The organism is Streptomyces asiaticus (assembly GCF_018138715.1).
GTDB classification, from domain to species: Bacteria; Actinomycetota; Actinomycetes; order Streptomycetales; family Streptomycetaceae; genus Streptomyces; species Streptomyces asiaticus.
On the sequence record NZ_JAGSHX010000006.1, the window covers coordinates 726,109 to 746,487 of the forward strand.

General features: G+C 69.4%; 33 protein-coding genes and 1 pseudogene. 17 read left to right on the plus strand and 17 right to left on the minus strand.

All coding sequences use genetic code 11. The annotated features are described in order from the left end of the window. The first annotated feature begins 80 nt into the window (after positions 1–80). The 4 genes from KHP12_RS10435 to KHP12_RS10450 all read left to right on the plus strand — a co-directional run bounded on the left by KHP12_RS10435 (position 81) and on the right by KHP12_RS10450 (position 4,098). A complete protein-coding gene (locus tag KHP12_RS10435; protein ID WP_086880196.1) occupies positions 81–998 on the plus strand; it encodes an LLM class F420-dependent oxidoreductase in 918 nt (305 codons plus the stop codon). 51 nt (positions 999–1,049) lie between these two features. Further along, a complete protein-coding gene (locus KHP12_RS10440; RefSeq protein ID WP_086880197.1) occupies positions 1,050–1,475 on the plus strand; it encodes a GNAT family N-acetyltransferase in 426 nt (141 codons plus the stop codon). Between the two features lie 257 nt (positions 1,476–1,732). After that, positions 1,733–3,097, plus strand: a complete 1,365-nt coding sequence (locus KHP12_RS10445) for a hemolysin family protein (RefSeq protein WP_086880198.1) — start codon at positions 1,733–1,735, stop codon at positions 3,095–3,097. Then, positions 3,094–4,098 carry a hemolysin family protein gene (locus KHP12_RS10450; protein WP_086880199.1) on the plus strand — a complete coding sequence of 335 codons (1,005 nt, stop codon included), beginning with the start codon at positions 3,094–3,096 and terminating at the stop codon, positions 4,096–4,098. The genes KHP12_RS10445 and KHP12_RS10450 overlap by 4 nt, the downstream gene beginning before the upstream one ends. 24 nt (positions 4,099–4,122) lie before the next feature. On the opposite strand, the gene KHP12_RS10455 is transcribed toward KHP12_RS10450, so the two are convergent. Further along, positions 4,123–4,377 (minus strand): hypothetical protein, encoded by a 255-nt coding sequence (locus tag KHP12_RS10455; protein WP_372455189.1) that lies wholly within the window; start codon positions 4,375–4,377, stop codon positions 4,123–4,125. A 91-nt stretch (positions 4,378–4,468) separates the two neighbouring features. Continuing rightward, positions 4,469–4,699: a hypothetical protein gene (locus KHP12_RS10460; protein WP_244202572.1), complete on the minus strand. Its 231-nt coding sequence runs from the start codon at positions 4,697–4,699 to the stop codon at positions 4,469–4,471. A 54-nt stretch (positions 4,700–4,753) separates the two neighbouring features. On the opposite strand from KHP12_RS10460, the pseudogene KHP12_RS10465 reads away from it, so the two are divergent. Both KHP12_RS10465 and KHP12_RS10470 read left to right on the plus strand, forming a co-directional pair. Next, positions 4,754–4,876, plus strand: a pseudogene (locus KHP12_RS10465) (SGNH/GDSL hydrolase family protein); the annotation flags it as partial. Between the two features lie 481 nt (positions 4,877–5,357). Continuing rightward, positions 5,358–5,969 (plus strand): GntR family transcriptional regulator, encoded by a 612-nt coding sequence (locus KHP12_RS10470; protein WP_211832609.1) that lies wholly within the window; start codon positions 5,358–5,360, stop codon positions 5,967–5,969. 137 nt (positions 5,970–6,106) lie between these two features. On the opposite strand, the gene KHP12_RS10475 is transcribed toward KHP12_RS10470, so the two are convergent. Next, on the minus strand, positions 6,107–6,511 hold the full coding sequence (locus KHP12_RS10475; RefSeq protein ID WP_211832612.1) for a hypothetical protein: 405 nt from the start codon (positions 6,509–6,511) through the stop codon (positions 6,107–6,109). Between the two features lie 161 nt (positions 6,512–6,672). On the opposite strand from KHP12_RS10475, the gene KHP12_RS10480 reads away from it, so the two are divergent. After that, positions 6,673–6,939, plus strand: coding sequence for a winged helix-turn-helix domain-containing protein (locus KHP12_RS10480; protein WP_211832614.1), 267 nt, complete (start codon positions 6,673–6,675; stop codon positions 6,937–6,939). A gap of 59 nt (positions 6,940–6,998) precedes the next feature. Here KHP12_RS10480 and KHP12_RS10485 read toward each other — a convergent pair whose 3' ends face one another. Then, entirely contained in the window at positions 6,999–7,223 is a 225-nt protein-coding gene (locus KHP12_RS10485) for a hypothetical protein (RefSeq protein WP_211832616.1), read from the minus strand. Positions 7,224–7,507: 284 nt separating this feature from the next. Here KHP12_RS10485 and KHP12_RS10490 point away from each other — a divergent pair, with 284 nt between their 5' ends. Continuing rightward, positions 7,508–7,732 (plus strand): hypothetical protein, encoded by a 225-nt coding sequence (locus tag KHP12_RS10490; RefSeq protein WP_308289357.1) that lies wholly within the window; start codon positions 7,508–7,510, stop codon positions 7,730–7,732. Here the strand turns inward: KHP12_RS10490 and KHP12_RS10495 are convergent. Then, positions 7,729–8,184 carry a DUF6221 family protein gene (locus tag KHP12_RS10495; protein ID WP_211832618.1) on the minus strand — a complete coding sequence of 152 codons (456 nt, stop codon included), beginning with the start codon at positions 8,182–8,184 and terminating at the stop codon, positions 7,729–7,731. The two genes, KHP12_RS10490 and KHP12_RS10495, sit on opposite strands and share 4 nt — an antisense overlap. 254 nt (positions 8,185–8,438) lie before the next feature. Then, positions 8,439–8,666 carry a hypothetical protein gene (locus KHP12_RS10500; RefSeq protein WP_211832620.1) on the minus strand — a complete coding sequence of 76 codons (228 nt, stop codon included), beginning with the start codon at positions 8,664–8,666 and terminating at the stop codon, positions 8,439–8,441. Positions 8,667–8,784: 118 nt separating this feature from the next. On the opposite strand from KHP12_RS10500, the gene KHP12_RS10505 reads away from it, so the two are divergent. Further along, on the plus strand, positions 8,785–9,009 hold the full coding sequence (locus tag KHP12_RS10505; RefSeq protein WP_211832621.1) for a hypothetical protein: 225 nt from the start codon (positions 8,785–8,787) through the stop codon (positions 9,007–9,009). Here the strand turns inward: KHP12_RS10505 and KHP12_RS10510 are convergent. Beyond that, positions 9,006–9,479 (minus strand): DUF6233 domain-containing protein, encoded by a 474-nt coding sequence (locus tag KHP12_RS10510; RefSeq protein ID WP_211832622.1) that lies wholly within the window; start codon positions 9,477–9,479, stop codon positions 9,006–9,008. The two genes, KHP12_RS10505 and KHP12_RS10510, sit on opposite strands and share 4 nt — an antisense overlap. A gap of 78 nt (positions 9,480–9,557) precedes the next feature. On the opposite strand from KHP12_RS10510, the gene ku reads away from it, so the two are divergent. The 3 genes from ku to KHP12_RS10525 all read left to right on the plus strand — a co-directional run bounded on the left by ku (position 9,558) and on the right by KHP12_RS10525 (position 11,480). Continuing rightward, positions 9,558–10,331, plus strand: coding sequence for a non-homologous end joining protein Ku (ku, locus tag KHP12_RS10515; RefSeq protein ID WP_211832624.1), 774 nt, complete (start codon positions 9,558–9,560; stop codon positions 10,329–10,331). Between the two features lie 75 nt (positions 10,332–10,406). Further along, entirely contained in the window at positions 10,407–10,688 is a 282-nt protein-coding gene (locus KHP12_RS10520) for a hypothetical protein (protein WP_211832626.1), read from the plus strand. A 237-nt stretch (positions 10,689–10,925) separates the two neighbouring features. Next, positions 10,926–11,480 (plus strand): hypothetical protein, encoded by a 555-nt coding sequence (locus KHP12_RS10525; RefSeq protein ID WP_211832627.1) that lies wholly within the window; start codon positions 10,926–10,928, stop codon positions 11,478–11,480. A 180-nt stretch (positions 11,481–11,660) separates the two neighbouring features. Here KHP12_RS10525 and KHP12_RS10530 read toward each other — a convergent pair whose 3' ends face one another. Further along, the gene (locus KHP12_RS10530) at positions 11,661–12,704 is read right to left on the minus strand and encodes a tyrosine-type recombinase/integrase (protein ID WP_211832630.1); all 1,044 of its coding nucleotides are present in this window, start codon (positions 12,702–12,704) and stop codon (positions 11,661–11,663) included. A 195-nt stretch (positions 12,705–12,899) separates the two neighbouring features. Between KHP12_RS10530 and KHP12_RS10535 the strand changes: the two genes are divergently transcribed. The 5 genes from KHP12_RS10535 to KHP12_RS50900 all read left to right on the plus strand — a co-directional run bounded on the left by KHP12_RS10535 (position 12,900) and on the right by KHP12_RS50900 (position 14,765). Next, positions 12,900–13,211, plus strand: a complete 312-nt coding sequence (locus tag KHP12_RS10535; protein WP_246648487.1) for a hypothetical protein — start codon at positions 12,900–12,902, stop codon at positions 13,209–13,211. Then, positions 13,208–13,372, plus strand: a complete 165-nt coding sequence (locus KHP12_RS10540) for a hypothetical protein (protein WP_211832632.1) — start codon at positions 13,208–13,210, stop codon at positions 13,370–13,372. The genes KHP12_RS10535 and KHP12_RS10540 overlap by 4 nt, the downstream gene beginning before the upstream one ends. 60 nt (positions 13,373–13,432) lie before the next feature. Further along, positions 13,433–13,744, plus strand: a complete 312-nt coding sequence (locus KHP12_RS10545; protein WP_211832634.1) for a hypothetical protein — start codon at positions 13,433–13,435, stop codon at positions 13,742–13,744. Positions 13,745–13,746: 2 nt separating this feature from the next. Further along, the gene (locus tag KHP12_RS10550) at positions 13,747–13,962 is read left to right on the plus strand and encodes a hypothetical protein (protein ID WP_211832636.1); all 216 of its coding nucleotides are present in this window, start codon (positions 13,747–13,749) and stop codon (positions 13,960–13,962) included. Positions 13,963–14,462: 500 nt separating this feature from the next. After that, positions 14,463–14,765, plus strand: coding sequence for a hypothetical protein (locus KHP12_RS50900; protein WP_246648492.1), 303 nt, complete (start codon positions 14,463–14,465; stop codon positions 14,763–14,765). A gap of 11 nt (positions 14,766–14,776) precedes the next feature. Here the strand turns inward: KHP12_RS50900 and KHP12_RS10560 are convergent, their stop codons facing one another. The 9 genes from KHP12_RS10560 to KHP12_RS10600 form a co-directional block, all read right to left on the minus strand. Continuing rightward, on the minus strand, positions 14,777–15,073 hold the full coding sequence (locus tag KHP12_RS10560) for a hypothetical protein (RefSeq protein ID WP_211832640.1): 297 nt from the start codon (positions 15,071–15,073) through the stop codon (positions 14,777–14,779). A gap of 17 nt (positions 15,074–15,090) precedes the next feature. Beyond that, entirely contained in the window at positions 15,091–15,462 is a 372-nt protein-coding gene (locus KHP12_RS10565; RefSeq protein WP_211832641.1) for a hypothetical protein, read from the minus strand. Between the two features lie 84 nt (positions 15,463–15,546). Beyond that, the gene (locus tag KHP12_RS50905) at positions 15,547–16,386 is read right to left on the minus strand and encodes a peptidoglycan-binding protein (RefSeq protein ID WP_308289358.1); all 840 of its coding nucleotides are present in this window, start codon (positions 16,384–16,386) and stop codon (positions 15,547–15,549) included. A gap of 57 nt (positions 16,387–16,443) precedes the next feature. Further along, positions 16,444–16,926 (minus strand): hypothetical protein, encoded by a 483-nt coding sequence (locus KHP12_RS10575; protein WP_211832643.1) that lies wholly within the window; start codon positions 16,924–16,926, stop codon positions 16,444–16,446. Positions 16,927–16,977: 51 nt separating this feature from the next. Then, positions 16,978–17,217: a hypothetical protein gene (locus KHP12_RS10580; RefSeq protein ID WP_211832645.1), complete on the minus strand. Its 240-nt coding sequence runs from the start codon at positions 17,215–17,217 to the stop codon at positions 16,978–16,980. Positions 17,218–17,225: 8 nt separating this feature from the next. After that, complete coding sequence (locus tag KHP12_RS10585; protein WP_211832647.1) at positions 17,226–17,993, minus strand: glycine-rich domain-containing protein; 768 nt, start codon at positions 17,991–17,993, stop codon at positions 17,226–17,228. Further along, positions 17,990–18,802: a hypothetical protein gene (locus KHP12_RS10590; protein WP_211832648.1), complete on the minus strand. Its 813-nt coding sequence runs from the start codon at positions 18,800–18,802 to the stop codon at positions 17,990–17,992. The genes KHP12_RS10585 and KHP12_RS10590 overlap by 4 nt, the downstream gene beginning before the upstream one ends. A 24-nt stretch (positions 18,803–18,826) precedes the next feature. Then, positions 18,827–19,282, minus strand: a complete 456-nt coding sequence (locus tag KHP12_RS10595; protein ID WP_211832650.1) for a hypothetical protein — start codon at positions 19,280–19,282, stop codon at positions 18,827–18,829. A gap of 51 nt (positions 19,283–19,333) precedes the next feature. Beyond that, positions 19,334–20,365 (minus strand): DUF5047 domain-containing protein, encoded by a 1,032-nt coding sequence (locus KHP12_RS10600; RefSeq protein WP_211832652.1) that lies wholly within the window; start codon positions 20,363–20,365, stop codon positions 19,334–19,336. Between the last annotated feature and the right edge of the window lie 14 nt (positions 20,366–20,379).

Genomic DNA, 20,379 nt, shown 5'->3' on the forward strand with positions numbered 1-20,379 from the left:
GGGCCGCCGCATGAGGGTGAGTGGTCCCGAACGGGGCCGATCTCGGATACGTTCGCGGTATCCGCGATCAAGGAGGGCTCATGGCAAGGCCGTTCCGTTTCGGAGTCAATCTGCTCACCCTTGAATCGGCCGAGGCATGGCGGGAGAAGTGCCGCCACGCCGAGCGACTCGGCTACGACGTGCTGCTGGTCCCCGACCACCTCGGCAACCCCGCCCCGTTCCCGGCGCTGGCCACCGCCGCCGAGGCGACCGAGCGCCCCCGGCTGGGCACCTTCGTGCTCAACGCCGGCTTCTGGAACCCCGCACTGCTCGCCCGGGAGGTGGCCACCTGCGACGCGCTCACCGACGGCCGGCTGGAGCTCGGCCTGGGCGCCGGCTATGTCAAGGCCGAGCACGACAGCGCCGGGCTGCCGTTCGGTTCGCCACGGGACCGGGTGGACCATCTGGTGCACACCGTGGCCGAGTTGGAGCGGCTGCTGACCGATTCCGAGCACCGGCCGCGGTCCACCCAGTCCCCGCGCCCGCCGCTGCTGCTCGGCGGCAACGGCGACCGGCTGCTGCGGCTGGCCGCGCGCCACGCGGACATCGCGGCCTTCACCGGCGCGGTGCAGCCCGCCGGCAAACCCCAGGGCACCCTCCGGCTGATCAGCCCCGAGGCGCTGGAGGGCCGGGTCGCCGCCTTCCGCCGCTTCGCCGCCGAAGCGGGGAGGGCGAAGGGGTCCGATGAGAGCGATGACACCATCGAGCTGAACTACCTCATCCAGATGGTCGGCCCGACCGGCGACCGGAGCGCCAAGGCGCGTGAGCTGGCCCCGTACGCACCGGACCTCACCGAGGACCAGCTGCTGGAGCACCCGGCGCTGCTGCTGGGCGACGCCAAGGAGATGGCGGAGCAGCTGCGGGCCCACCGCGAGCGGTTCGGCTTCTCGTACTTCACGGTGCTGGAGCACAACATGGAGGCGTTCGCCCCGGTGATCGAGGAGCTGCGCGGCGGCTGACCCGGCGGAATCCCGTCGACGCCGCGGCCCGCCCAATGGTGGGATACGGCCATGGACGATCTCCGGATACGGGCCGCGGCCCCCGCCGACCTCGACACCGTGCTCACCTTCTGGAAGGAGGCGGCCGAGGGCACCAGCATCAGCGACGACCGGGCCGGGGTGGCCCGGCTGCTCGACCGCGACCCGGAGTCGCTGCTGCTGGCCGAGCGGGACGGTGCGCTCGCCGGGACCGTGATCGCCGGTTTCGACGGCTGGCGCTGCCATCTGTACCGGCTGGCCGTCCACCCCGCGCACCGCCGCCGCGGCGTGGCGACGGCCCTGCTGGCCGCGGCCGAGGAGCGGTTCGCGGCCCTGGGCGGACGGCGCGGGGACGCGATGGTGCTCAACGAGAACGAACTCGCGCATCACGCGTGGAGCGCGGCGGGCTATGCACCGCAGCCGCAGTGGAGCCGCTGGGTCAAGCCGCTGCGCCCCTGACCCCGGCGGGCGTCCCGGGCGCGGCGCCGCCGTGCCCCGCCTTCAGGGCCTGTCTGGGGTTGTGATCTGGGCTCGTGGGGCGTGGCACGCTCCCCCAGCTACCGCTGGGAGGTACCCCCTCTCGCGGCGTTGCCGAAACGCCCCAGTAGCTCCGCTACGAGGGCCTTCCGGCGCCTTGCGATCGCACGCACCACGCCCCGCTCCCTGATCCAGATCACAACCCCAGACAGGCCCTAGCATGGGACGGAGGTGAACCGATGACCGAAGTCCTCCTCCTGGCCGTGGCGCTCCTCCTGGCGGTGACCTGTGGCGCCTTCGTCGCGGCGGAGTTCTCGCTGACCACGGTCGAGCGCGGCGAGCTGGAACGGGCGGCCGAACGCGGGGAGCGCGGCGCGGCCGGGGCGCTGAAGGCGGTGCGGAGCCTCACCTACCAGCTCTCCGGCGCGCAGCTCGGCATCACCGTGACCAATCTGGTCGTCGGCATGCTGGCCGAGCCGTCCGTCGCGGCCCTGCTGGCCGGGCCGCTCACCGCGATCGGGGTGCCCCCGTCGGCCGTCCGCTCGGCCGCGCTGGTGCTCGGCACCTTTCTGTCGACCGTCGTGCTGATGGTCGTCGGCGAGCTGGTGCCCAAGAACTGGGCCATCTCCCGGCCGCTGCCGGTCGCCAAGGCCGTGGCCACCCCGCAGCGCGTCTTCAGCTCCGTCTTCCGCCCGCTGATCAGCCATCTCAACAACACCGCCAACCGCACCGTGCGCCGGATGGGCCTGGAGCCCGCCGAGGAGCTGGCCTCCGCGCGCGGCCCGCAGGAGCTGATCGCCCTCGCCCGGCACTCGGCCAAGGAGGGCGCGCTGGAGAAGGACACCGCCGAGCTGTTCGTCCGCACCCTCAACCTCGCCGAGCTCACCGCGGAGAACGTGATGACCCCGAGGGTGCGGGTGGTGGCACTGGACGTACGGGCCACCGCCGAGGACGTCGCCAACGCGACCCGCGCCACCGGGCTGTCCCGCTTCCCCGTCTACCAGGGCAGCCTGGACACCGTCGTCGGCATCGTGCACATCAAGGACGTCCTGGCGGTCCCCGCCGAGGAGCGGCCCCGCCGCCCGGTGTCCGAGCTGATGCGCGAACCGGTACTCGTCCCCGAGTCGCTCACCGTGGACCGGCTGCTGGACCGGCTCTCGGCCCAGCGCAGCATGGCGGTGGTCATCGACGAGTACGGCGGTACGGCCGGGGTCGTCACCCTGGAGGACATCGTCGAGGAGGTGGTCGGCGAGGTCCGCGACGAGCACGATCCGCACGAGACCCCCCATCTGATTCCGATGGGCCGGGACACGGAGGGCCATATGCTCTACGACGCGGACGGCGCGGCCCGCGTCGATCAGCTGGAGCGCATCGGGCTGCGCGTGCCGCCGGGCCCGTACGAGACCCTGGCCGGGCTGATCGCCACCGAGCTGGGCCGGATCCCGGCCGTCGGCGACACCGTCGAGCTGGCGGGCTGGTCCGCGGAGGTGCGGAAGGTGTCCAGCCACCGGGCGGCCCGGGTCCGGCTGCGGGCGCCGGTGCGCGGTGCCGGGAGCGATGGCGACGGCGGCGTGCCCGGTACCGAGGGGGCGGCGGGCCGATGACCGTCCTCCAGCTGCTGATCGGCCTGCTGACGCTGGTCCTCAACGCCTTCTTCGTGGGCGCGGAGTTCGCCCTGATCTCGGTGCGCCGCAGCCAGATCGAACCGCATGCCCAGCAGGGCGACCGGCGGGCCCGGGCCGTGCTGTGGGGCCTGGAGCACCTCTCCGCGCTGCTGGCCGCGGCCCAGCTCGGGATCACGCTGTGCACGCTGGTGCTGGGCGCCGTGGCGGAACCGGCCATCGCGCATCTGCTGGAGCCCTTGTTCCACGTGGTGAGTCTGCCGCTGGGTCTGGTGCACCCCATCTCGTTCGTGATCGCGCTGACCCTGGCCACGTATCTGCACATGCTGTTCGGCGAGATGGTGCCGAAGAACGTGGCGCTGGCCGAGCCGGTGCGCACCGTGCTGCTGCTCGGCCCGCCCCTGGTCGCCCTCGCCCGCGCCCTGCGCCCGGTGATCTTCGGGGTGAACGCCCTGGCGAACGGGGTGCTGAAGCTGTTGCGCGTGGAGCCCAAGGGCGAGGTCGCGGCCACCTTCTCCGACGACGAGCTGGCCCGGATGGTCTCGGACTCCAGCGAGGCCGGGCTGCTGGACGACCGCGCCACCGAGCGGCTGCGGGACGCGCTGGAGCTGGGCCGGCGACGGGTGCGGGACGTGGTGCTGCCCATGGACCGGGTGGTCAGGGCGCGGCTCGGGGTGACCCCCGAGGAGCTGGAGCGGCTGGCGGCGCGGACCGGCTTCTCACGGTTCCCGGTGGTGGACGACTCCGGGCGGATCCTGGGCTATCTGCATGTGAAGGACGCGCTGGACGCACGGCCCCGGGATCTGCCGTTCCGCCCCGATCAGCTGCGCCCGATCCCCCGGGTGCGGTCCCTCACGCCGCTGGACGACGTGCTCACCGCGATGCGCGACAGCCGTACCCATCTCGCGGCGGTCATCGCCGCGGACGGACGGCTGGAGGGGCTGGTGACCATGGAGGACGTGCTGCGCGAGCTGGTCGCCTGAGCGCCCCGGCCCGCCCGCGTCCGGTCATTCCTCGGTCTGTCTGGACTCATGGGCGATGATGCACGCCTGCCAGTGGGCCAGCGCCTCCTCCCGGCCGCCGCCGCCCTCCTCGGCCACCGCCACCAGCGCATGGGCGGCCATCGCGGCGAGCCGCACCGCGACCCGGCACACATCGCGGGTCTCGAGCGGCTCCAGGAGGGCGGCGGCGCCCTCCCCGTCGTCGGCGAGCGCGGTGGCGACGATGGCCATGGTCGTACGGTCGCATTCGAAGGCATCCACGCCGACCAGACTGCCCCGCCGCGCGGCGCGGGGAACCCCGGGCGGTCCAACCGGTCCAACGGCGGCCCCCGGCCGGACGGCCGCGCGAGGCTCAGCGGCGGGGGCCGGAACCGGGGCCGGGACCGGGCCGGGTGCCCATCGGGTCGTAGCGGAAGATCACGTACTCGACCCGGCCGATGACCTTGGTGCGGTTCGTCCGCCGGTACAGCTCGGGTGGCCGGAAGATGTTGTCGTCGTAGATGTCCGCGCCGGGCTCCACATTCCAGCTGGCGGTCGTCCCGTTCCGCGCCCCGCCCTCGAAGTAGATGTGGGTCATCGCCATGCGGCTCATCATGCTCGCGCTCGGCGGTCCACGCAGCCCACGCACCCGGATAGAATCTCCCGAGCCATGCAGACGAACATCACCTACAGCAGCTTTGTCGCGCTCGGCGACTCCTTCACCGAGGGAATGTCGGACGCGCTCCCCGAGCCAGGTGGATCATCTGCGCTAATGGCTGGCTGACCTGGGGAAGCGCCCGCCCATGGTGGGCGTTCCCCCGGATTGCTTGGGCGTTGATCCGGGTTGCAAATGCTTGATCATCTCCCAATCGTCTCCCAGATCCCGGCCGCTGGACACTAAAGCCAGCTCCGCCCTCCAGGGTGCAGAATGTGCACGAGCCCCCCTCCCCTTTGTGGAGGGGGGCTCGCTCTGTGCCGGGAGCACCGACCGAGAGGGCCATCTCTGGCAGGCATCCCGGCACGTCTATGTGTCCGACTACCCACTACGACCGCTGGATGCAGCAGGCAATCAGCAATCACACCAACGAGTGAACGCTTGTGCGAATCCGGACGTCATGATCCCCACCCTGTCGCGGCACCACCGAAGGTGACGCAGGGTTTCATCCTCATCAACCATTGTGACCGTATCTTCCGGCCGGAAGATTTTCGACCCCTCTCTAGCGTGACATCTTCAAGATCGTCCGCTGTTGGGGGCCTGCTAAATGGCTGGTGCGCCGTATCAGCGGCTCGCCGCCCACCTCCGGAGCCTCATCCAGAACGGCGACTGGCCGCCCGGATACCGCATCCCCTCGCACGCCCAACTCCAAGCCGAGCACGGCGTCGGCCGTGGCGTCGTCGAGCATGCCATCGCCCAACTGCGGCGCGAGGGACTCCTCGAAGGGGTCCGCCGCGCTCGGCCCACAGTCGCCTACCCTCCAGCTGTGCGCACCCTCGTCTCCGCGGACGTCGACTGGCCGGTACGTCGGGACGCGAAGCAGGCCGAGAGCCGGCCGATGGCGGACGACGACCTGGCCGCCCGGCTTGGCGTACCGCCCCGCACGCGGCTCATCTGCCGGGCAGTCGAACTGGTCGACGCGTGTGGTGTGACCGTGGGCCTGTGTACGACGTGGCGGCGCGGCCGGCGCCGAGCGCACGCCTCGTATCGGTGTGAAGTGCAGCCGCATCAGGTCACCGCCGCGGAGGCTGAACTGACGGGTCTCGCTGCTGGCGCCGCTGCCTGGCTGCTTCAGCGGGTGCGGTATGCCGCAGATGGCCGCCCGGTTGAGGCATCTGACCTGGTCCTTCCTGCGGATCGTTGGCGCCTGCGCGCATAGGTTCCGGGCAGGACTGATGGGGGCGTTTGCGCCGTTCGGCGCCGCCTTGTTGACGCCACAGTCAACTCGGGTAGATGCCGCCAGGGAAGAGGGTTGCGCCAGATAAATGCATCCCCCACGGACCCATCACTCGGTGTTCAACCACTGGCCAATGGATTTGCCTGACAGGCAGGGGCACACGCCCAAAGTTGCAGGCCATCGATACTGCCGAGGAACCGGGTCGTGTACAGGCCGGCGCCGCACAAAGCGCAGGCGTAGCCGGCGCACTGGTCGGCGGTGAGCCGGCCGAGGGCCGGTAGCTCGAGGAGTTCGGCCCACACCTGGCCGTCCGGGTTGATGCCGCAGTGGTCGGTGGCGGCGAGGGCGAGGTACAGCATGCGGCATTCGGCGTTGGTGAGCCGGGGTGGAAGGTCGGCTTCGACCCGGGTTCGCGCGCCGTCGGTGGTGATCCGCGGCGTGCTGCCGGTGAGGGCGGCTAGTCGGGCGGCTACGGATTCGGCCCTGGGGCTGCTGTGGTGGCGTGGTCCGGTCGTAGGCTCCATCGTGTCTGCCTGCTCTCTCCAGGTGGGCCATGCCCCCGGGCCGGTCGCACGGTCGCGGGGGTCAAGCATCGTACCGCTATGCAGTGCGGTGCGTAGCGGTGCAGTGCGGTGCACCGCTCTCTGGAGATGTGCCCTGCTGGGGGCAGCTTTACGTTGCTGACATGAGCGAAGATCGCGAACCGGTGGTGGACACCTCGGCGGCGGCCTACGTGTATGTCCAGGTCGCGGACCATGTGGCGTGGCAGATCCGCGTGGGGCGGCTACAGCCGGGTGCGCGGTTGGCTGGTGAGCGGGATCTGGCACAGGAGTATGGGGTGTCGGTTCAGACGGCCCGACGGGCGGTGCAGGAGCTGCGGGAGCGCGGGTTGGTGATCACGCTGCCCGCGAAGGGCACGTTCGTGGCCGGGCCTGGGTCGGGTGGCGGATAGCCTGGCGCGCCAAGGCTCCACCTCCTCAGGCGGGGGCGTCGTGTACGCGGGCCGGATCCTCACTGCTCGGTGGTGCGGTCGCCCGTCAGTTGGGCGACTTTGACTTCGAGCGCGCCGATCCTGCGCCCCTGTTCGGCGATCAACTCCGCGAGTTTGGTGATGCCTGTCGTCCGGTTACCCAGTTCGGCGACACATTCCCGCAGCAGGGATTCGATCTCGCTCTGCTCCGTTGGCACTCTCCCCGACTGGCGGGGGTGGTCCCGTTCGGCGTCGTTATTGTTCATGGTCGGTGTCCTCACCGCTCGGTGGTACGGCCGGGGCCACGGTACGGTCGAGGCCAGCCTTTATGTCAGACCTTCGTCCTAAGATCGGGGGCATGTCCGACACTCCTCGACCTACCCCGGTGCACCCGTCTGCTGATGAGGTGAACAAGCGGATCCGCCGCCTGCTGGAGCGGGCTGGTGGGCGCCTGTCGTCGCCGGAGGATCGGGCGGAGTATGCGCGGCTGGTGGTGGCGTGGGCGGCAGCCCAGCGCCGGGATGTCACTGCCGCGGCTTAAGATCCGGCCGTGAGTGATATCGACAGATTGATCGAATTGCAGCGGGCCTCTGATGCCGAGCACGCCAAGCTTCAGGGCCTGGACGGCGAGGAGCACCGCGAGCAGTGGGAGCGGTGGCGGACAGCGGCCGAGACCGTGCAGGCCGCCATCACCGAGGCGGCGGGCGATGGGAACCGGTTCGAGCTGGAGGCGAAGGTGAAGAAGGCAGCCCGCCACCCGGAGTCGGAGGGCTAGGGCCGCCACTCCACGCGGTAGTCGGGGTGTTCGGCGTAGGGCAGCGCCAAGTGCTGGAGGGTGTTCCGCATCAGGTTTGTCGCGCCCGTCAGAAGGTCGTGAGGTGGAGTACCCGGCCCTGCACTGCTGAGGCTTCGAGCCACGGCTTCGTAACTGGTCACGATCTGCCGCTTGGCGTCGACTTCGGCGAGGATGCGGGCCGGATCGTGGCGGGCGATGTGGGGTGCAATGTGCGAGTCGATGGTCTGGCCGCGCCAGTGGTCCGAGACGACGGGCAGACCCTTCTCCCGCTCCTTCTCCGCGATGTGCGGCTCAGGCGGCCACCACAGCACGGTCTCCCCGAACTCCTCGTCGAGCCGCCACTCGGCCTCGGCATACTCACAGGCACGCCGTGCGATCTGCTCGTCTTCGTCGAGCCGCGCCCGCAGGAACTCCACCAGACCGTCGCTCACCGCGTCCTCCTCATGCCGCCGCCCCGCCGGGTGGACGGGGCGGTTCGCATCCGAGTAGCTGCGCAGCCCACGCAGTAGATCGGATAGATGAGACCAAGGGTACGAGACGGCACCGACAACGCCGGGGCGCGAAGTGGCCCCCGCCGACGGGGGATGCGGTGGGGGCCAAAACCAGTGTGGCACGGAGGTCAGCGGCGGAGGGCCCGATCCGGTCGGCACACGCCTCAGTTGCGGCCGGTACAGGTTCCCCCGGCCTAGACGGGAGCGAGGTCGCGAGCGTCGTAAACAACCTCCGCGCCGGAGGGGTCACCATCCAGGAGTACGCCGTAACGGCCGTCGAAGCGGCCACCGGCTCGGGCGTCCTTATCAAGGCGGCTTGCGATGCGACCGAGGGTCCCGACCGGGGCAGAGAAGGCTCCGGGCCGGTCGTCGAGCAGGTCGACGGTGGTACGAACGAGCTGTCCTACGGTGAACGTCTGCATCGTGGGCTCCTTAAGAGGTGAGGTGGAGGCAGGCAAACCAGTTGCGCCGCATCGGTGGCTTGCCACCAAGCTTCCCGCACTCTTTGACCGGTGGCAAGCCACCTGTCATGATTCGCACATGGCCAGCGCAGAGGAACGCCGACGACAGCACCGTCACCGCCACAGGCAGCGGGTCGTGCGTGGCATCAGCGACGAACTGGTCGATGAGTTTGACGCCGCCGCACGCGCCGCAGGCGGCGACCGCAGCAGCATCACGCGACAGCTCTGGGAATGGTTCGCGCACCGTCCCGGCGCCGAGCTACCCCAGCGACCCGAGCCACCCGAGGCGCGGCCCGTCGACTAGCGACGCAGGGCCTTGTCGGGTCGGCACACGTCGCACCGCACGACAGTCTCGCGGGCGAGCCGGTCGATGGCGTCCTCCGTCGTGATGCGCTCGTGAGAGTCGCGGGCCTGCCAGCAGTCCCGGCGGTGCAGGCGACGGGACGGATCCTCCTCGGCGTACTGGTGGAGTTTCTCGAGCACCCACTGGCGCCCGGCGATCGCCCCGCCCCTGGGCACCGCCGAGTAGTCCTCGCCGGGGATCGGGGTGACCCGGTCGGCGGCCAAGGTGATCGCGGTCGGGGCACCGGTCGGGCGGCTACAGCCATCAGTATCCTCGTGCCGCGTCGGCAGGATCGCCTCGGCCTCGCACCACCACTGCCCATCCAGGGAGCGGGTCCAGCCTGTGACGATGACGTCCAGCTCCTGGCCGTCCGGGAGCGTCGCCCGCACCCACGGCCCGGCCTTCGACCGCCACCCCTCCTCCGGATCCATAAATCGGATTCTAGTTCGAATACTCGGATGGGGGCCGACCAGGGGCGCAGCCCACCAGCCCGTCCTACCGTCAGAAGCATGCGGGCCATCTGGAGCGGAACCATCAGCTTCGGGCTCGTCGCACTGCCCTGCCAGCTCTACACCGCCACCGAAGAGAGCGGCCCCGGACTCCACACCGTCCACGCCACCTGCGGAGGACGCATCCGCCACCGGCGCGTCTGCGAACTCGAAGGGATCGAAGTCCAGCAGGCTGAGATCGCCCGAGCGTGGGAAGCCCCCGACGGGCGGCAGGTCATCCTGCGAGACACCGACCTCGAAGCCCTACCGCTGCCCACCAAGCACGTCATCGAAGTGCTCGGATTCGTCTCCACGGACGAGGTCGACCCCATCCTCTACTCCCGCCCGTACTGGATCCGGGCATCCGGCGCCGGCGCCCAGCGGCCCTACGCGCTCCTCGTCGAAGCCCTCTCCCGGTCCGGTCGGCTCGCCATCTGCAAGGTGGCTATCCGTAGCCGGGAGCGATTGGCGGCGCTCAGGCCGCGGCACGGGATGCTGCTCCTACAGACGCTGCTGTGGCCGGAAGAAGTGCGCGACCCCGGCGACCTCTCCTCGTCGTCGCCGTTGACCGACCGGGAGCTCGCCATGGCCGAGGTGCTGATGGATGCGCTCGCCGGAGTCGACATCGACCAGCTCCACGACGAATACACGGCGGCCCTCAACAGCTTGGTGGATGCCAAGGCATCCGGGGGCGAGCTCGCCGTGCGGCCCGAGCCGGCGCCCGCCGTCGACCTCATGGCCGCCCTCGAAGCATCCGTGGAAGCCGCCCGGCAGGCCCGCGGCGAGGACAACTGAGCTGAACTGCGTCACTCGCCGAAGCGTGGGCACACGAGGGTGAGCCCGAGGGGGGATCCCCGAAGGAGCATCCCAATGATCAAGAAGTTGCACGACATCGGCCTGCGCTCCGAGCATGCCTACACTGCCGCCGTCGCCTCCATCGGCCTGTCCGTCCTCACCTGGGCCGCCTCCCTCCGCGCCGAGCCCGGTAGAGGTCTCGACCGTGCCGACCGGTGGGGCATCTTCGTCGGTGAATGGGCGCCCACCTTCTTCGGCCTCGGCCTCGCCCTCTCCCACTACGAACAGGAAGAAGGCTCCCTCCTCGGGAAGACCCACGCTGACGGGGAACGGCGGCGGGACGTGGTAGGCGCATAGCGCGGACAGTACGAGCGCCCGCCCTCAACCTCGGAGGACGGGCGCAAGGCGTTCGCTGGGTCGCGGCTCCAGCTCGGCGGCCGATCGGGCGACCCCCTGGGGAGTCGTACCGCCGTGGATCGCAGACCTACACCGGGCAAGAGGCCCGGGTCAGCCCGCATAACCAGTGTCGCATGTGGGGCTGGCAGCAGGCAGCGCGTTAGGGGAGGACGATCCAGCGCCGCTTAGATGAACGCTATGAACGTCATAGCAGCGGCCGGCGCGAAGACCGGCGACGTTGGACGCAAGGTCGGATTCGACATGAGCGAAGGCTGGGGCATGGTCTTCGCTGCCCTACTCGCCGCCATCGCAGCTCTCCTAGCTGGATGGCTGGCCTACCGTGCCGGACGGCGCCAAGTCGCCGACCAAGGACTCATCGAACACAGACACTGGCGACGTCAGAACCGGTTCGACGCCTACCAGAAGCTCATGACGGCCACGGACGAGTTCGCGCAGGCCATGGATCGGTGGCGCCTCCCATCAACCCGCTCCTCAGCAGGGCTCGATGAGGCGATGAACAACCTGGATACGGCAGTGGCATGGGTGCGGCTGGCGGGCCCCGACACGATGCACGATCAGGCAAAGCATGTGTTCACGGCTGCGGGCAGGGGCTATCAGCACCTACGGAGGCCGATCTCTAACATGACGCCGATCCCGCCTGCGCTCTGGACAGAAATGGTCCAGCGGGTCATCGATGCCCAGAACACTTTCGTTCGAGAGGCAGCGAAGGTGCTTGACGACCCAGCCCAGTAGGACACCCCGTCCTGTTCGCAGCGACAGGAACGGGGCGGGCAGCGGGCGGGGAGGCCGCGATCAGCCTGCGCCCCGGGTGGGGCGGCAGGCAAGGGATCGGACGCATAACGTTCCCTGGCGCGCTAAGGGGTGGTCACGACCGAAACAGAGACCCCGCCCCATTGAGGGCGGGGCCTCTGGCTATCCGCGAGGGTCTCGTGGCAGGAACGGGTTGTTCTTGCGGCGTTCCGCAGGGCGCACGTAGGTGAGGACCTGAGTGGAGTTCTTGCTCCAGCGCCCATGCTCAGCGATGAACGGTACGGGGACGCCCCGCTCGGCGGCGTCGGTTGGGCCTCCAGCTCGTAGACCGTGGGCGGTCGTCCGCTCCGCGTCGGTCAGGTTGGCAGCCTTGGCCAGCTTCTTCACGATCTCGTTCACCGCTTCCCCGGACATGCTGTTGCCGACGTTGCCCCAAACGTCGATGCGGCGGATCAGGTGCCCGTCGGTGATGCCGTGCTCGGCCAGGCCGACGAGGTACGAGCTGACGGCGGCGCCTGCGTCGATGTCCGGGGCGATGGCTCGAGGGATGTCAACGTCTTCACCTTGAGCGTTCGTGTCGGTCTTCGACATGGGGATGAAGACGGTGACCCAGTCGTCTGTGATGGTCACCTGGTCGATGGTGCAGGCTGCGATTTCGGATCGACGGCCCATGAGCCCGTAGCCGAGGATGAGGATGGTGGCGTCGCGCCGACCACTGAGAGAGTCCGTGTCGCACTGCGCGAGCAGAAGGCGCAGGACGTCGAGGGTGATTGCCTTGGCGCGACGGGGACGCCAGCCGTCCCGTGCGCGGTCCTGGCGGTGGACCTTGATGATGTCGCGGGCGGCGCGGGAGTTGGGCTGGCCTTCGAATCCGGCGCGGAAGTGTGCTGTGCGGATCGCAGAGAGGGCTTGGTCGAGGCTGGCAGGAGAGTAGGACTTGCCGGTCGTCGGGGAAATGGACCTCTTGAGGTGTCCGATGAACTCGGCGACGGTCTGGGCGGTCATGGGGAGCGGAGTGCGCCCCTCTTGCTCGCACCAGTCGAGGGCCATGCGCCACCAGCGGGCGTAGGCCCGGTCGGTGTTGGCCGCTGTTGCGCGTCTGAGGTCGGCGGCGGTCTCGTCGGAGACTCGTTGGTCACGTTCACCCTGAGATGCGTCGTCAGTGACGATCTCTGCCTCTTCTGCTGGTACGAGTTCACTTGCCAAGTTCGACTCCCTCACGTCAGTTTGTCCCGAACTAGCGTACCCCTCACCGGCCTTGATATGTGTGGGTTATCGAGAGCCACTCCCGCCCAACCGACCACGGCCCGCGCGTCGTTGCGCACCTTCCCGGCGACAGCCTTCCACCAATAATCTTGATGATGCATCATGATGACCCATCAAGGTGCGCTATCTTGAAGTATGAGCAACGACGACTCCCCCCGCCTCATCCCCACCGGCAAGTGCTGGTGCGGCTGCGATAGGGACACGAGCCTCGGCAGCTTCTTCGCCCGAGGCCACGACAAGATGGCCGAGGCCGCGATCCTCGCCCTGAAGTACGAGGGCTCCGTGGCACGGCTCCTCGCCGAGCACAACTTCGGCCCGAACAACTCACTCAAGGCCGAGGCTCTCGCCAAGGGAGTCTGGAAGCCGTGCCCGTACTGCAGCTACGCAGGGGCTCCGGCCAGCATCCGCAACCACATCAGCAAGGACCACAAGGTGGAACGATCGTGACCAAGGAAGAGTACGAGGAGCGGCAGCGGCGCCTCGCCACCGATATCGAGGACGCGCGGCAGGCGTTGAACCGGGCGCGGGCCCGGTACGACCAGCTGTGCGAGGAGTCCCGGAACCTGCGCATCGACTGGCGGGAGCAGCAAGCGAAGAGCACGCCCTGACCACCCCTCCCCCGCCCACCGCGTGTGGGTCCGCCGCACCACCAACACAGAGGAGAAACCGTGAACCAACCGACCACAACCACCTTCGCGTGGTGCTTCAGCCATGGGCGACTGCACCACTTCACCAGCGAGCCCTGGTGCACCGCCACGTGGGCCATCCTGCCCGGCACCACCGAGGCAGAGGCGCTGGCGACGAAGGAGGAGCGATACGGCGACGCCGAGTTCCTCCACCAACTGCCGGACGACCAGCAGATCGCCCTCATCGATGCCCGCCGCGACGCGTCGGAGGCCGCCGCCAACACCATCAACGACGGGCTGGAGACGCTGTTCCGCCACCTCGGCCCCCCGCCCGCCGACACCAAGGAGAAGTGACCATGATCGCAGTACCCGAGCGCGTCCGAGGGCGCGACGAAGATGTCCTGGTCTGGCACAAGCCCGTCGGCCGTGTCGTCGAGGAGTTCCAGGCCATCGCCTGCAGCGCCGACGAGGGCATCACGATGCCCGGCCCGAAGCAGAACGTTCCGCTACACCTGGACAAGCCAAGCGAGCGCTGGTGCGCGGACTGTCTGAAGCTGGCCCGCCGAGCCTGACCCCCGCGCAGCACGCCGCCCCGCCTGAGGAAAGCAGGCGGGGCGGCTGCGTGTCAGGGTAGCGGGGCGGGGTGCACGACAGAACGCCCCGCCTCCACTGGAGGCGGGGCGTTCTCGCTCAGCGGGTGGCCCTCCTAGGGGTATTGGCGGCGCTGCGGGTCAAGCCCGAGGGTCGTCGGCCCTTGCGATGGGGACGGCTCTGGTGCGGGCTGGTTCGATCGGCAGGTGTAGTGGGTGGAACCATCGCCGTCAGACGTGCACTCGTAGGTGACGCCCTGCGGATCGGTGTACGTCCACCCGGACGGCGGCGGCCCCTGTTCGCCGCGGGGCCCGGTGTCGCCCGGTGTCCCCTTCTCTCCCTGAGGGCCTTGCGGCCCAGCCGGCCCGGGTTCACCCTGCGGGCCCGCTGCCCCGGGCTGGCCGTCATTGCCCGCAGCGCCAGGATCCCCAGAGGGGCCAGCGGGCCCCGGCTTACCGGTCGCGTTCGCGCCGTTCTTGCCGTGGCTGCCAGGAGGTCCGGTTGGCCCGGGCGAACCTGGTTCGCCCTGCTCTCCTTTGGGTCCGCGGGGGCCGACGACGGACCGGCCCGGCTCGCCACGGGATCCGGGCGGCCCGGCGACGGGCTTCTCCCCCAACTGCTGCACCTGTCGGGCGAGGGCGTCCCGGGCTTGGTTGGCGGTGCGCAGGTCGTGGTTGAGGGCCTGCACGGTGAGGACGATCCATGCGACCACCGCGCCAAGCAGCAGCGCACCCGCGACGGCGAGCGCGTCGCCGCGGCGCCACCGCCTCTCCTCTTTGCGTAGCTGCCCCCGCTTCATGTGCCCGCCCCTCGAGTGAGCATGATGATGATCGGCAGGAGGACGCTCATCAGGGGCATCACCACGGCGCCGATCAGCCAGCGGCGTGTGGCGACTATCCGCTCCACGTCTTTCTCGCGGAGTGTCTCCAGCGCGGCGACACGGGAGCTCAGAGCCTCGTGTCGCAGGTCGTAGACCTCTTGGGAGACCTTGGTGTCGATGCGGTCGCCGAGCTGTTTGATGTCGTCGCGGACATCCGCGAGCCGGTCCTCAAACCGCCGGACTACCTCGCCGAGGGTCGGCTCGTCGGACATAGATGGCTCCGGTCAGTTCACACACCCGTCGGGCCGGTGCGCCGTGCTGCCGGCGCCGGGAGCGGCGGGACCGGTGCGGTGACGGTCTGCCGGACGGCGAACTGAGCTGCGGCTGTGACGAAGATGAGGACGGCTGCCTGACGTTCGGCGGACCAGTCGAGGCCGAGGCCGACGGCGAGGGTGATGGTGGCCTGGACGAAGCCGGCGATGGCGGCGATGACGCCGTCGTGGACCATGACGGCGACGATGAGGCCGAGGGCGGCGAGCACGACGGCGTTGACCCACGCCTGGGTTTCGGCGTCGAAGTTGGCGACGAATGCGCCGATGGTCTGGAGCAGGATGGAGGCGAGGGCGGCCCACGCGGCGGGCTCACGGCCGAGGATCTTCATGAGGGTTCCGTTCGTTGTGGCGCCTTCCCGGCGCCGGAAAACGTGCAGGTCGGGGCGACTTCGGGGCGTTCCGAAGTCGCGTACTCAGGCGTTGGGGACCTTGAGCCGGTCCCAGGTCGTCTTGCCGGGCGGCCACTTCGCGTCGGCCCCCGAGTAGCCGCACTTCCGCTGCCACGCCTCGTAGCTGGCTTTGTCGCCGGAGCCGATGACGTTCTTGTTCTTGCTGCTCTGGTAGTGGTTGCAGCCGACAGCGACGAGCCGGTCATGCATGGCAGCCACGATCGGCGACTTGCGGCCCATGGTGAACCAGTCACCTCCGGGGAACGGCTCGTACTTCGGCGACGACGGGGACTTGGAGGGGCTGGTCGCGAACAGGTCCGGCATCGGGCCAGGGTCGACGTGCCTGTTTCCGGGGGCCTGGTTGTGGCCGTAGTGCCCGCCGCGCTTCAGCCAGGTGTCCATGGGCACGGTGTCCCGGGCGAACCCGGTCGGGGCACCCCCAGGCCACACGTCGGGGATGCCGAGGCCCCGCAGCCACGCCATGATCTGGTCGAGGCCCTTGCATGGGGTGTCCCGCACCGTGGCGTACTTCTTGCCGTTCACGGTCTCGCCCTGTGTGAAGACGGTCTCGACCTGGATGCAGTACGTGCCGGTCCTGTTTGTCTTCACGCTCCCAGCGTTCTCCAGCGACAGCGACCGCGAGTCGGCCGGGAAGAACTGGGCGATCTGCCCGGTGAACGGATCCCACAGCAGGTGAGGGGCGACATCCCGGCCGCCGCCGGTGAACCAGCCGAGTTCGTTGCGGAAGGTCCAGTCGTGGGCGTTGCTGGTGATGTGCCAGACGGCCCGTGCCGGGCCGCCGTTCATCGTCCCGGTGTTGCCGACGGCGTGCCGGGCCGCACCCGGCATCCACAGATCAGTCACGGGCCCTCCCGGGCATGAAAAAAGCCCCGGCCGGGGCGGTGGTTGAGGCAGGTTCGGTCAGGTGTGGATGACGAGCTTGAACTCGGCGAACGCCAGATTCACGGCCCTGGGGGCGTCGTGCTTCACCAGCAGCCCGAGCGGCGTCCCCGGGTGGACGAAAATCCCCCAGTGTTTGGCCCGGTACTGGCCGCCCGGGGTCGGCGGATGGTCCTCGGTGCACGTCGAGTCGTAGCCGGTGCTGCCCGGAAGGCTAAGCGGGTCGCGCACGAACCGGTCCCGGATCTCGCTGTAGTCCCCCGCGTCCCAGTACATGAGGGCGTGCAGCTCGCCCCAGCCCTCGGTTGCAGGCCAGATCAGCCCGGAGCGGTCGTCGCGACGCCAGTCCGTGATGGTGTAGCCGTCAGGTTGCGCCATCTGGTGCATGGTGGCGTCGTCGTAGGACTCCCCCGTCCCGAACGGGAACTTCACCACGTGGTAGGCGCCATCGGCGGGAATCGACTGGGGTTCGTTGACGATCAGCGAGCAAACCTGCACGGGCACGATGGCCTCCTAGCCAGTAGCGGAGCAAGCGGGCGTTGGTGGCGCGGTGCCTCACGACGAAGGCCGCATGGCGCGGGTGGTGTTCGCCATGTAGCTCTTGGTGCCGGAGACGTTCGTGAACGCCGCCGAACGGTGGAGGGCATCGACGAGGTCCTGCAACGCGCTGTCGCCGTCCGTCTCGCCGCCGGATCCCTCGGCGATGACCTGGGCGGTGACGCTGACCGGTCCATGGGTGGCGCTGATGGTCCATGTGAGGTTGCCCTGCGAGGTGACTGGCTCGTCCAACGGCATGTCTTCTCCTATGCCTTGATGGTGGTGACGATGACGACCCCGTCGGCGCCTGCGGCACCCGCCTGTGCCGACTGTGAGGGGCCGGCGGATGCGCCTGCTGCACCGCCGCCGTAGCTGTTGCCGGAGATGCCGCCGGTACCGCCGACGGAGATGCCGCTGGAACGCTGCACACCGGCGAAGAAGGAACCGCCACCGTTGTTGATCTTGACGGGGAAGCCGGACATGCACTGCGAGCAGCCGCCGTCGCCGCCCTGCATGCGGAAGCTGCCGCCAGTCCCGCCGGAGCCGCCATCGGCGCCAGCAAGCGAGACGCTGCTGGACGACGATCCGGTGGCCCCTGCCTGGCTGCCGTTGCCGCCGACGGCGGTAATGAGGGCGCCGAAGCTCGAGTTGCCGCCGTTGCCGCCCGCGTTCGCTCCCGCCGGGCCGGCCGTACCGCCAGTGCCCACAGTCACGGCCTGACTCGATCCTGCTGCCGCGGCGGTGAAAGTGCCGCGCGCATACTCGCCGCCCGAACCCCCAGGGGACGCGGAAGCCTGGCTGGCGAGAGTGGCGGGAGTCCCCCCGGATCCCCCTCCGCCGGCCTGGACTTCGACGACGACCCAGATCGCCCCCGCAGGCCGTGTCCACGTTCCGGAGCTGGTGAACACCTGCACGTCGACCGAGCCGGGGATGATCCCGTCGGCGGTCGTGGCGAGGGTCTGGAACCACTCCCACAGGCGGGTGTGGTCGACGTTCTCCGGGTACGTGATCCCCTTGGCGGTGTTCTGACTCACGAGGTTCGCCTCCAGGAGATCGACAGGGTCCAGGCCGCCGACCAGGAGCCGCGGCCTGCGAGATGCAGATAGGGGTCGTCGCTGCTGACGTTGATGGCGATGCCGCCGCGGGTGCCGTCGACGATGGCCTGACCCCAGGAGTCGGGAATCGTGAACGTGGTCGAGTCACCGATCTTCAACGCTGGCCCGGACGTGGTCTCGTTGAGCGTCGGCGCGCCAGACGGTCGACTCGACTGCGAGACGAGCCGCAGCGTGGCCGACCGGGCCGAGTAGTCGCCGGCCGATAGCCGCTTGATCTTCACCGTGGCCTTGGTGACCGTGGCGCCGGACAGCGTGCGCGGCTTGCTGCCGTAGAAGGCACAGCCCGTGTTGCGGCCGAACGAGGATCCGCCGTAGCGGCCCTGGAACAGGTCGAAGCTGTTGGTGGGATCGCCATCCGAACGCCAGGAGCCATCCCGGTAGCACGCCGTCGATACAGGTACGCACGTCAGCGTGCCGGTCCGCGTCGTCGGTTTCGGCGCCGGGGGCGTGTCCCCGGTGCTGGGTTGAGGGGTGTCCGGCGGCGGCGGGGTGGCCGGCGTCGCCGTCGGGGCGGCTGGCACGATGCTGGTGACGTAGTAGGTGCTGCCCACGCGGGCCAGCAGCAGGATGTTACCGGCGGCGATCGTCAGAGTCGTCGCTACGCGGGCGGTCACCGTGATGCCGCCGACGGTGACGAGGCATGCCCCGCCGGAAACGCCGGTCTGTGCGATGCCCCGGACGACGCCGGTTCCGGCGAGGCTGATCCTGGTGTCGGCGAAATCCGGCACAGCGCCCCCCTTCGATCATGTCGTCTATCTGCCACTCGGCTTGAGCGCGTCGCGGATCATCCCGGGCGTCACCAGCATCCGCCGCCCCAGTTCCTGCATGCGGATCTGCATGGCGCTCAGCAGCATGTACTTCTGATGCAGCTCGCTGAGGGCATCCCGCTCGTCGAAGTGCCACAGCAGGTGCATCACCCTGTCGGCCGCCACAGCCACAGCCTCAGGGGACGCATCGGCGTCGACATCGAGCTGCTTTCGCCACGGGTCCCCGATGTCGTCGCCGACGCCATATGTCAGCCGTCCGTCGATTAGCCGCCACGACAGCCAGAACTCCGAGAACCTCATCGCGCGCTCAGTGTCCGGGTCCGGGAAGGTCATCTTGATCTCGGAGTCGGTGACGTACTCCGGATCCCAACCGAGGACCCTCATCTGGTCGGCGATGGCCAGTGTTGTGTCAGCGGGCAGACGGACGTAGGTGTCGCTCACCGGTGTGCCTCCTGGACGTGTTCGACAGTAAGCACAGCATCCTGCATCACGTCACAGGACGCGGACGGTCAGGGACTGCTCGCCCGGCGAGTACGGCAGAGACATGGACTCGATGACGCACGAGGCGCCCGTGAGGCCAGCCCCGGTAAGTGACACGATGTCGCCGGTGGTGAGCCCGGGGTGCGGCACCATCGTGACGGCGAGCTTGCGTGAGGCGGTGCGCCGGAGCCGAAGGAGCGTGCTTGCTGCGGCCTTGCGGCACTGGGCAACCGTCGTGAGGAGCGATGACTGGTAGCTGTAGGGGACGGGCAGCGGGTTGAAGTCGCCACCCCACACGAACGGCGAGTTCGGGTCGGTGTCGTAGGCGACGCCGACGAGCTGGTTGCCTGCCGTGTCCTCGCCCTGGGCGACGACCACATTGAAGGCGCCGTCCCGGCTCGTCGAGCCTTGCCAGCGGATGACAGTGCCGCCGGTGCCATCGGTAAGCGAGAGGACGGGCGACCCGCTGTCGCCGACGGGACCGATGAACAGGTAGCCGTCTTCGGTGACAATAGCGTCCGCGGGCCACGCGTCGAGTACCTCCGTGATGCCGCCGAGCCGGTCACTGTCCCACTGCATACCGAACGGAACAGCCCTGTCGGTAAGCCCGCCGTCGAAGCTGACGGTGAGCGCAGGTTCGGCGAGGGCGCGGATGACCGAGGCGAGCGTGTCGGTGCTGGACGGCTGGAACGGGGCGACCAGGGCGGCCTCGTCGATCAGCGTGAGGAGCCCGGCGGCGCTGACGCTGACCGTGTCGCCGTCGGTGCTGCTCTCGGTGATGAGGAACCAGCCGCGGTTGATCCACTCGATGCCGTTGCCAACATCGACGCCGTAGTCGATGCGGAGCTGCTGGCCGAACGCGGCGAGCGGGTGGGCCGGGTCAGTGCCGGGGTCCCAGTCGAATCCCTGGTCGCGCCGCGGCACGGTCAGGGTGATCTGCTCCGGCACGTTGAGGGACCGGTCGCGGTTCTCGCCGCCGTCGGCGATGGGGATGTTGTCGGCGAGGAGTTGTCCGCCGAGCCAGGACTCGGCGCGGACCTGCATGGTGTAGCTGCCCT

Bases quoted from the DNA above. Each gene is read 5' to 3' on its own strand.
- KHP12_RS10435 (WP_086880196.1), top strand. From the start codon at position 81: ATGGCAAGGCCGTTCCGTTTCGGAGTCAATCTGCTCACCCTTGAATCG.
- KHP12_RS10440 (WP_086880197.1), top strand. From the start codon at position 1,050: ATGGACGATCTCCGGATACGGGCCGCGGCCCCCGCCGACCTCGACACC.
- KHP12_RS10445 (WP_086880198.1), top strand. From the start codon at position 1,733: ATGACCGAAGTCCTCCTCCTGGCCGTGGCGCTCCTCCTGGCGGTGACC.
- KHP12_RS10450 (WP_086880199.1), top strand. From the start codon at position 3,094: ATGACCGTCCTCCAGCTGCTGATCGGCCTGCTGACGCTGGTCCTCAAC.
- KHP12_RS10460 (WP_244202572.1), bottom strand. From the start codon at position 4,699: ATGGCGATGACCCACATCTACTTCGAGGGCGGGGCGCGGAACGGGACG.
- KHP12_RS10470 (WP_211832609.1), top strand. From the start codon at position 5,358: ATGGCTGGTGCGCCGTATCAGCGGCTCGCCGCCCACCTCCGGAGCCTC.
- KHP12_RS10475 (WP_211832612.1), bottom strand. From the start codon at position 6,511: ATGGAGCCTACGACCGGACCACGCCACCACAGCAGCCCCAGGGCCGAA.
- KHP12_RS10480 (WP_211832614.1), top strand. From the start codon at position 6,673: ATGAGCGAAGATCGCGAACCGGTGGTGGACACCTCGGCGGCGGCCTAC.
- KHP12_RS10485 (WP_211832616.1), bottom strand. From the start codon at position 7,223: ATGAACAATAACGACGCCGAACGGGACCACCCCCGCCAGTCGGGGAGA.
- KHP12_RS10500 (WP_211832620.1), bottom strand. From the start codon at position 8,666: ATGCAGACGTTCACCGTAGGACAGCTCGTTCGTACCACCGTCGACCTG.
- KHP12_RS10505 (WP_211832621.1), top strand. From the start codon at position 8,785: ATGGCCAGCGCAGAGGAACGCCGACGACAGCACCGTCACCGCCACAGG.
- KHP12_RS10510 (WP_211832622.1), bottom strand. From the start codon at position 9,479: ATGGATCCGGAGGAGGGGTGGCGGTCGAAGGCCGGGCCGTGGGTGCGG.
- ku (WP_211832624.1), top strand. From the start codon at position 9,558: ATGCGGGCCATCTGGAGCGGAACCATCAGCTTCGGGCTCGTCGCACTG.
- KHP12_RS10520 (WP_211832626.1), top strand. From the start codon at position 10,407: ATGATCAAGAAGTTGCACGACATCGGCCTGCGCTCCGAGCATGCCTAC.
- KHP12_RS10525 (WP_211832627.1), top strand. From the start codon at position 10,926: ATGAACGTCATAGCAGCGGCCGGCGCGAAGACCGGCGACGTTGGACGC.
- KHP12_RS10535 (WP_246648487.1), top strand. From the start codon at position 12,900: ATGAGCAACGACGACTCCCCCCGCCTCATCCCCACCGGCAAGTGCTGG.
- KHP12_RS10550 (WP_211832636.1), top strand. From the start codon at position 13,747: ATGATCGCAGTACCCGAGCGCGTCCGAGGGCGCGACGAAGATGTCCTG.
- KHP12_RS10560 (WP_211832640.1), bottom strand. From the start codon at position 15,073: ATGTCCGACGAGCCGACCCTCGGCGAGGTAGTCCGGCGGTTTGAGGAC.
- KHP12_RS10565 (WP_211832641.1), bottom strand. From the start codon at position 15,462: ATGAAGATCCTCGGCCGTGAGCCCGCCGCGTGGGCCGCCCTCGCCTCC.
- KHP12_RS10580 (WP_211832645.1), bottom strand. From the start codon at position 17,217: ATGCCGTTGGACGAGCCAGTCACCTCGCAGGGCAACCTCACATGGACC.
- KHP12_RS10600 (WP_211832652.1), bottom strand. From the start codon at position 20,365: ATGCAGGTCCGCGCCGAGTCCTGGCTCGGCGGACAACTCCTCGCCGAC.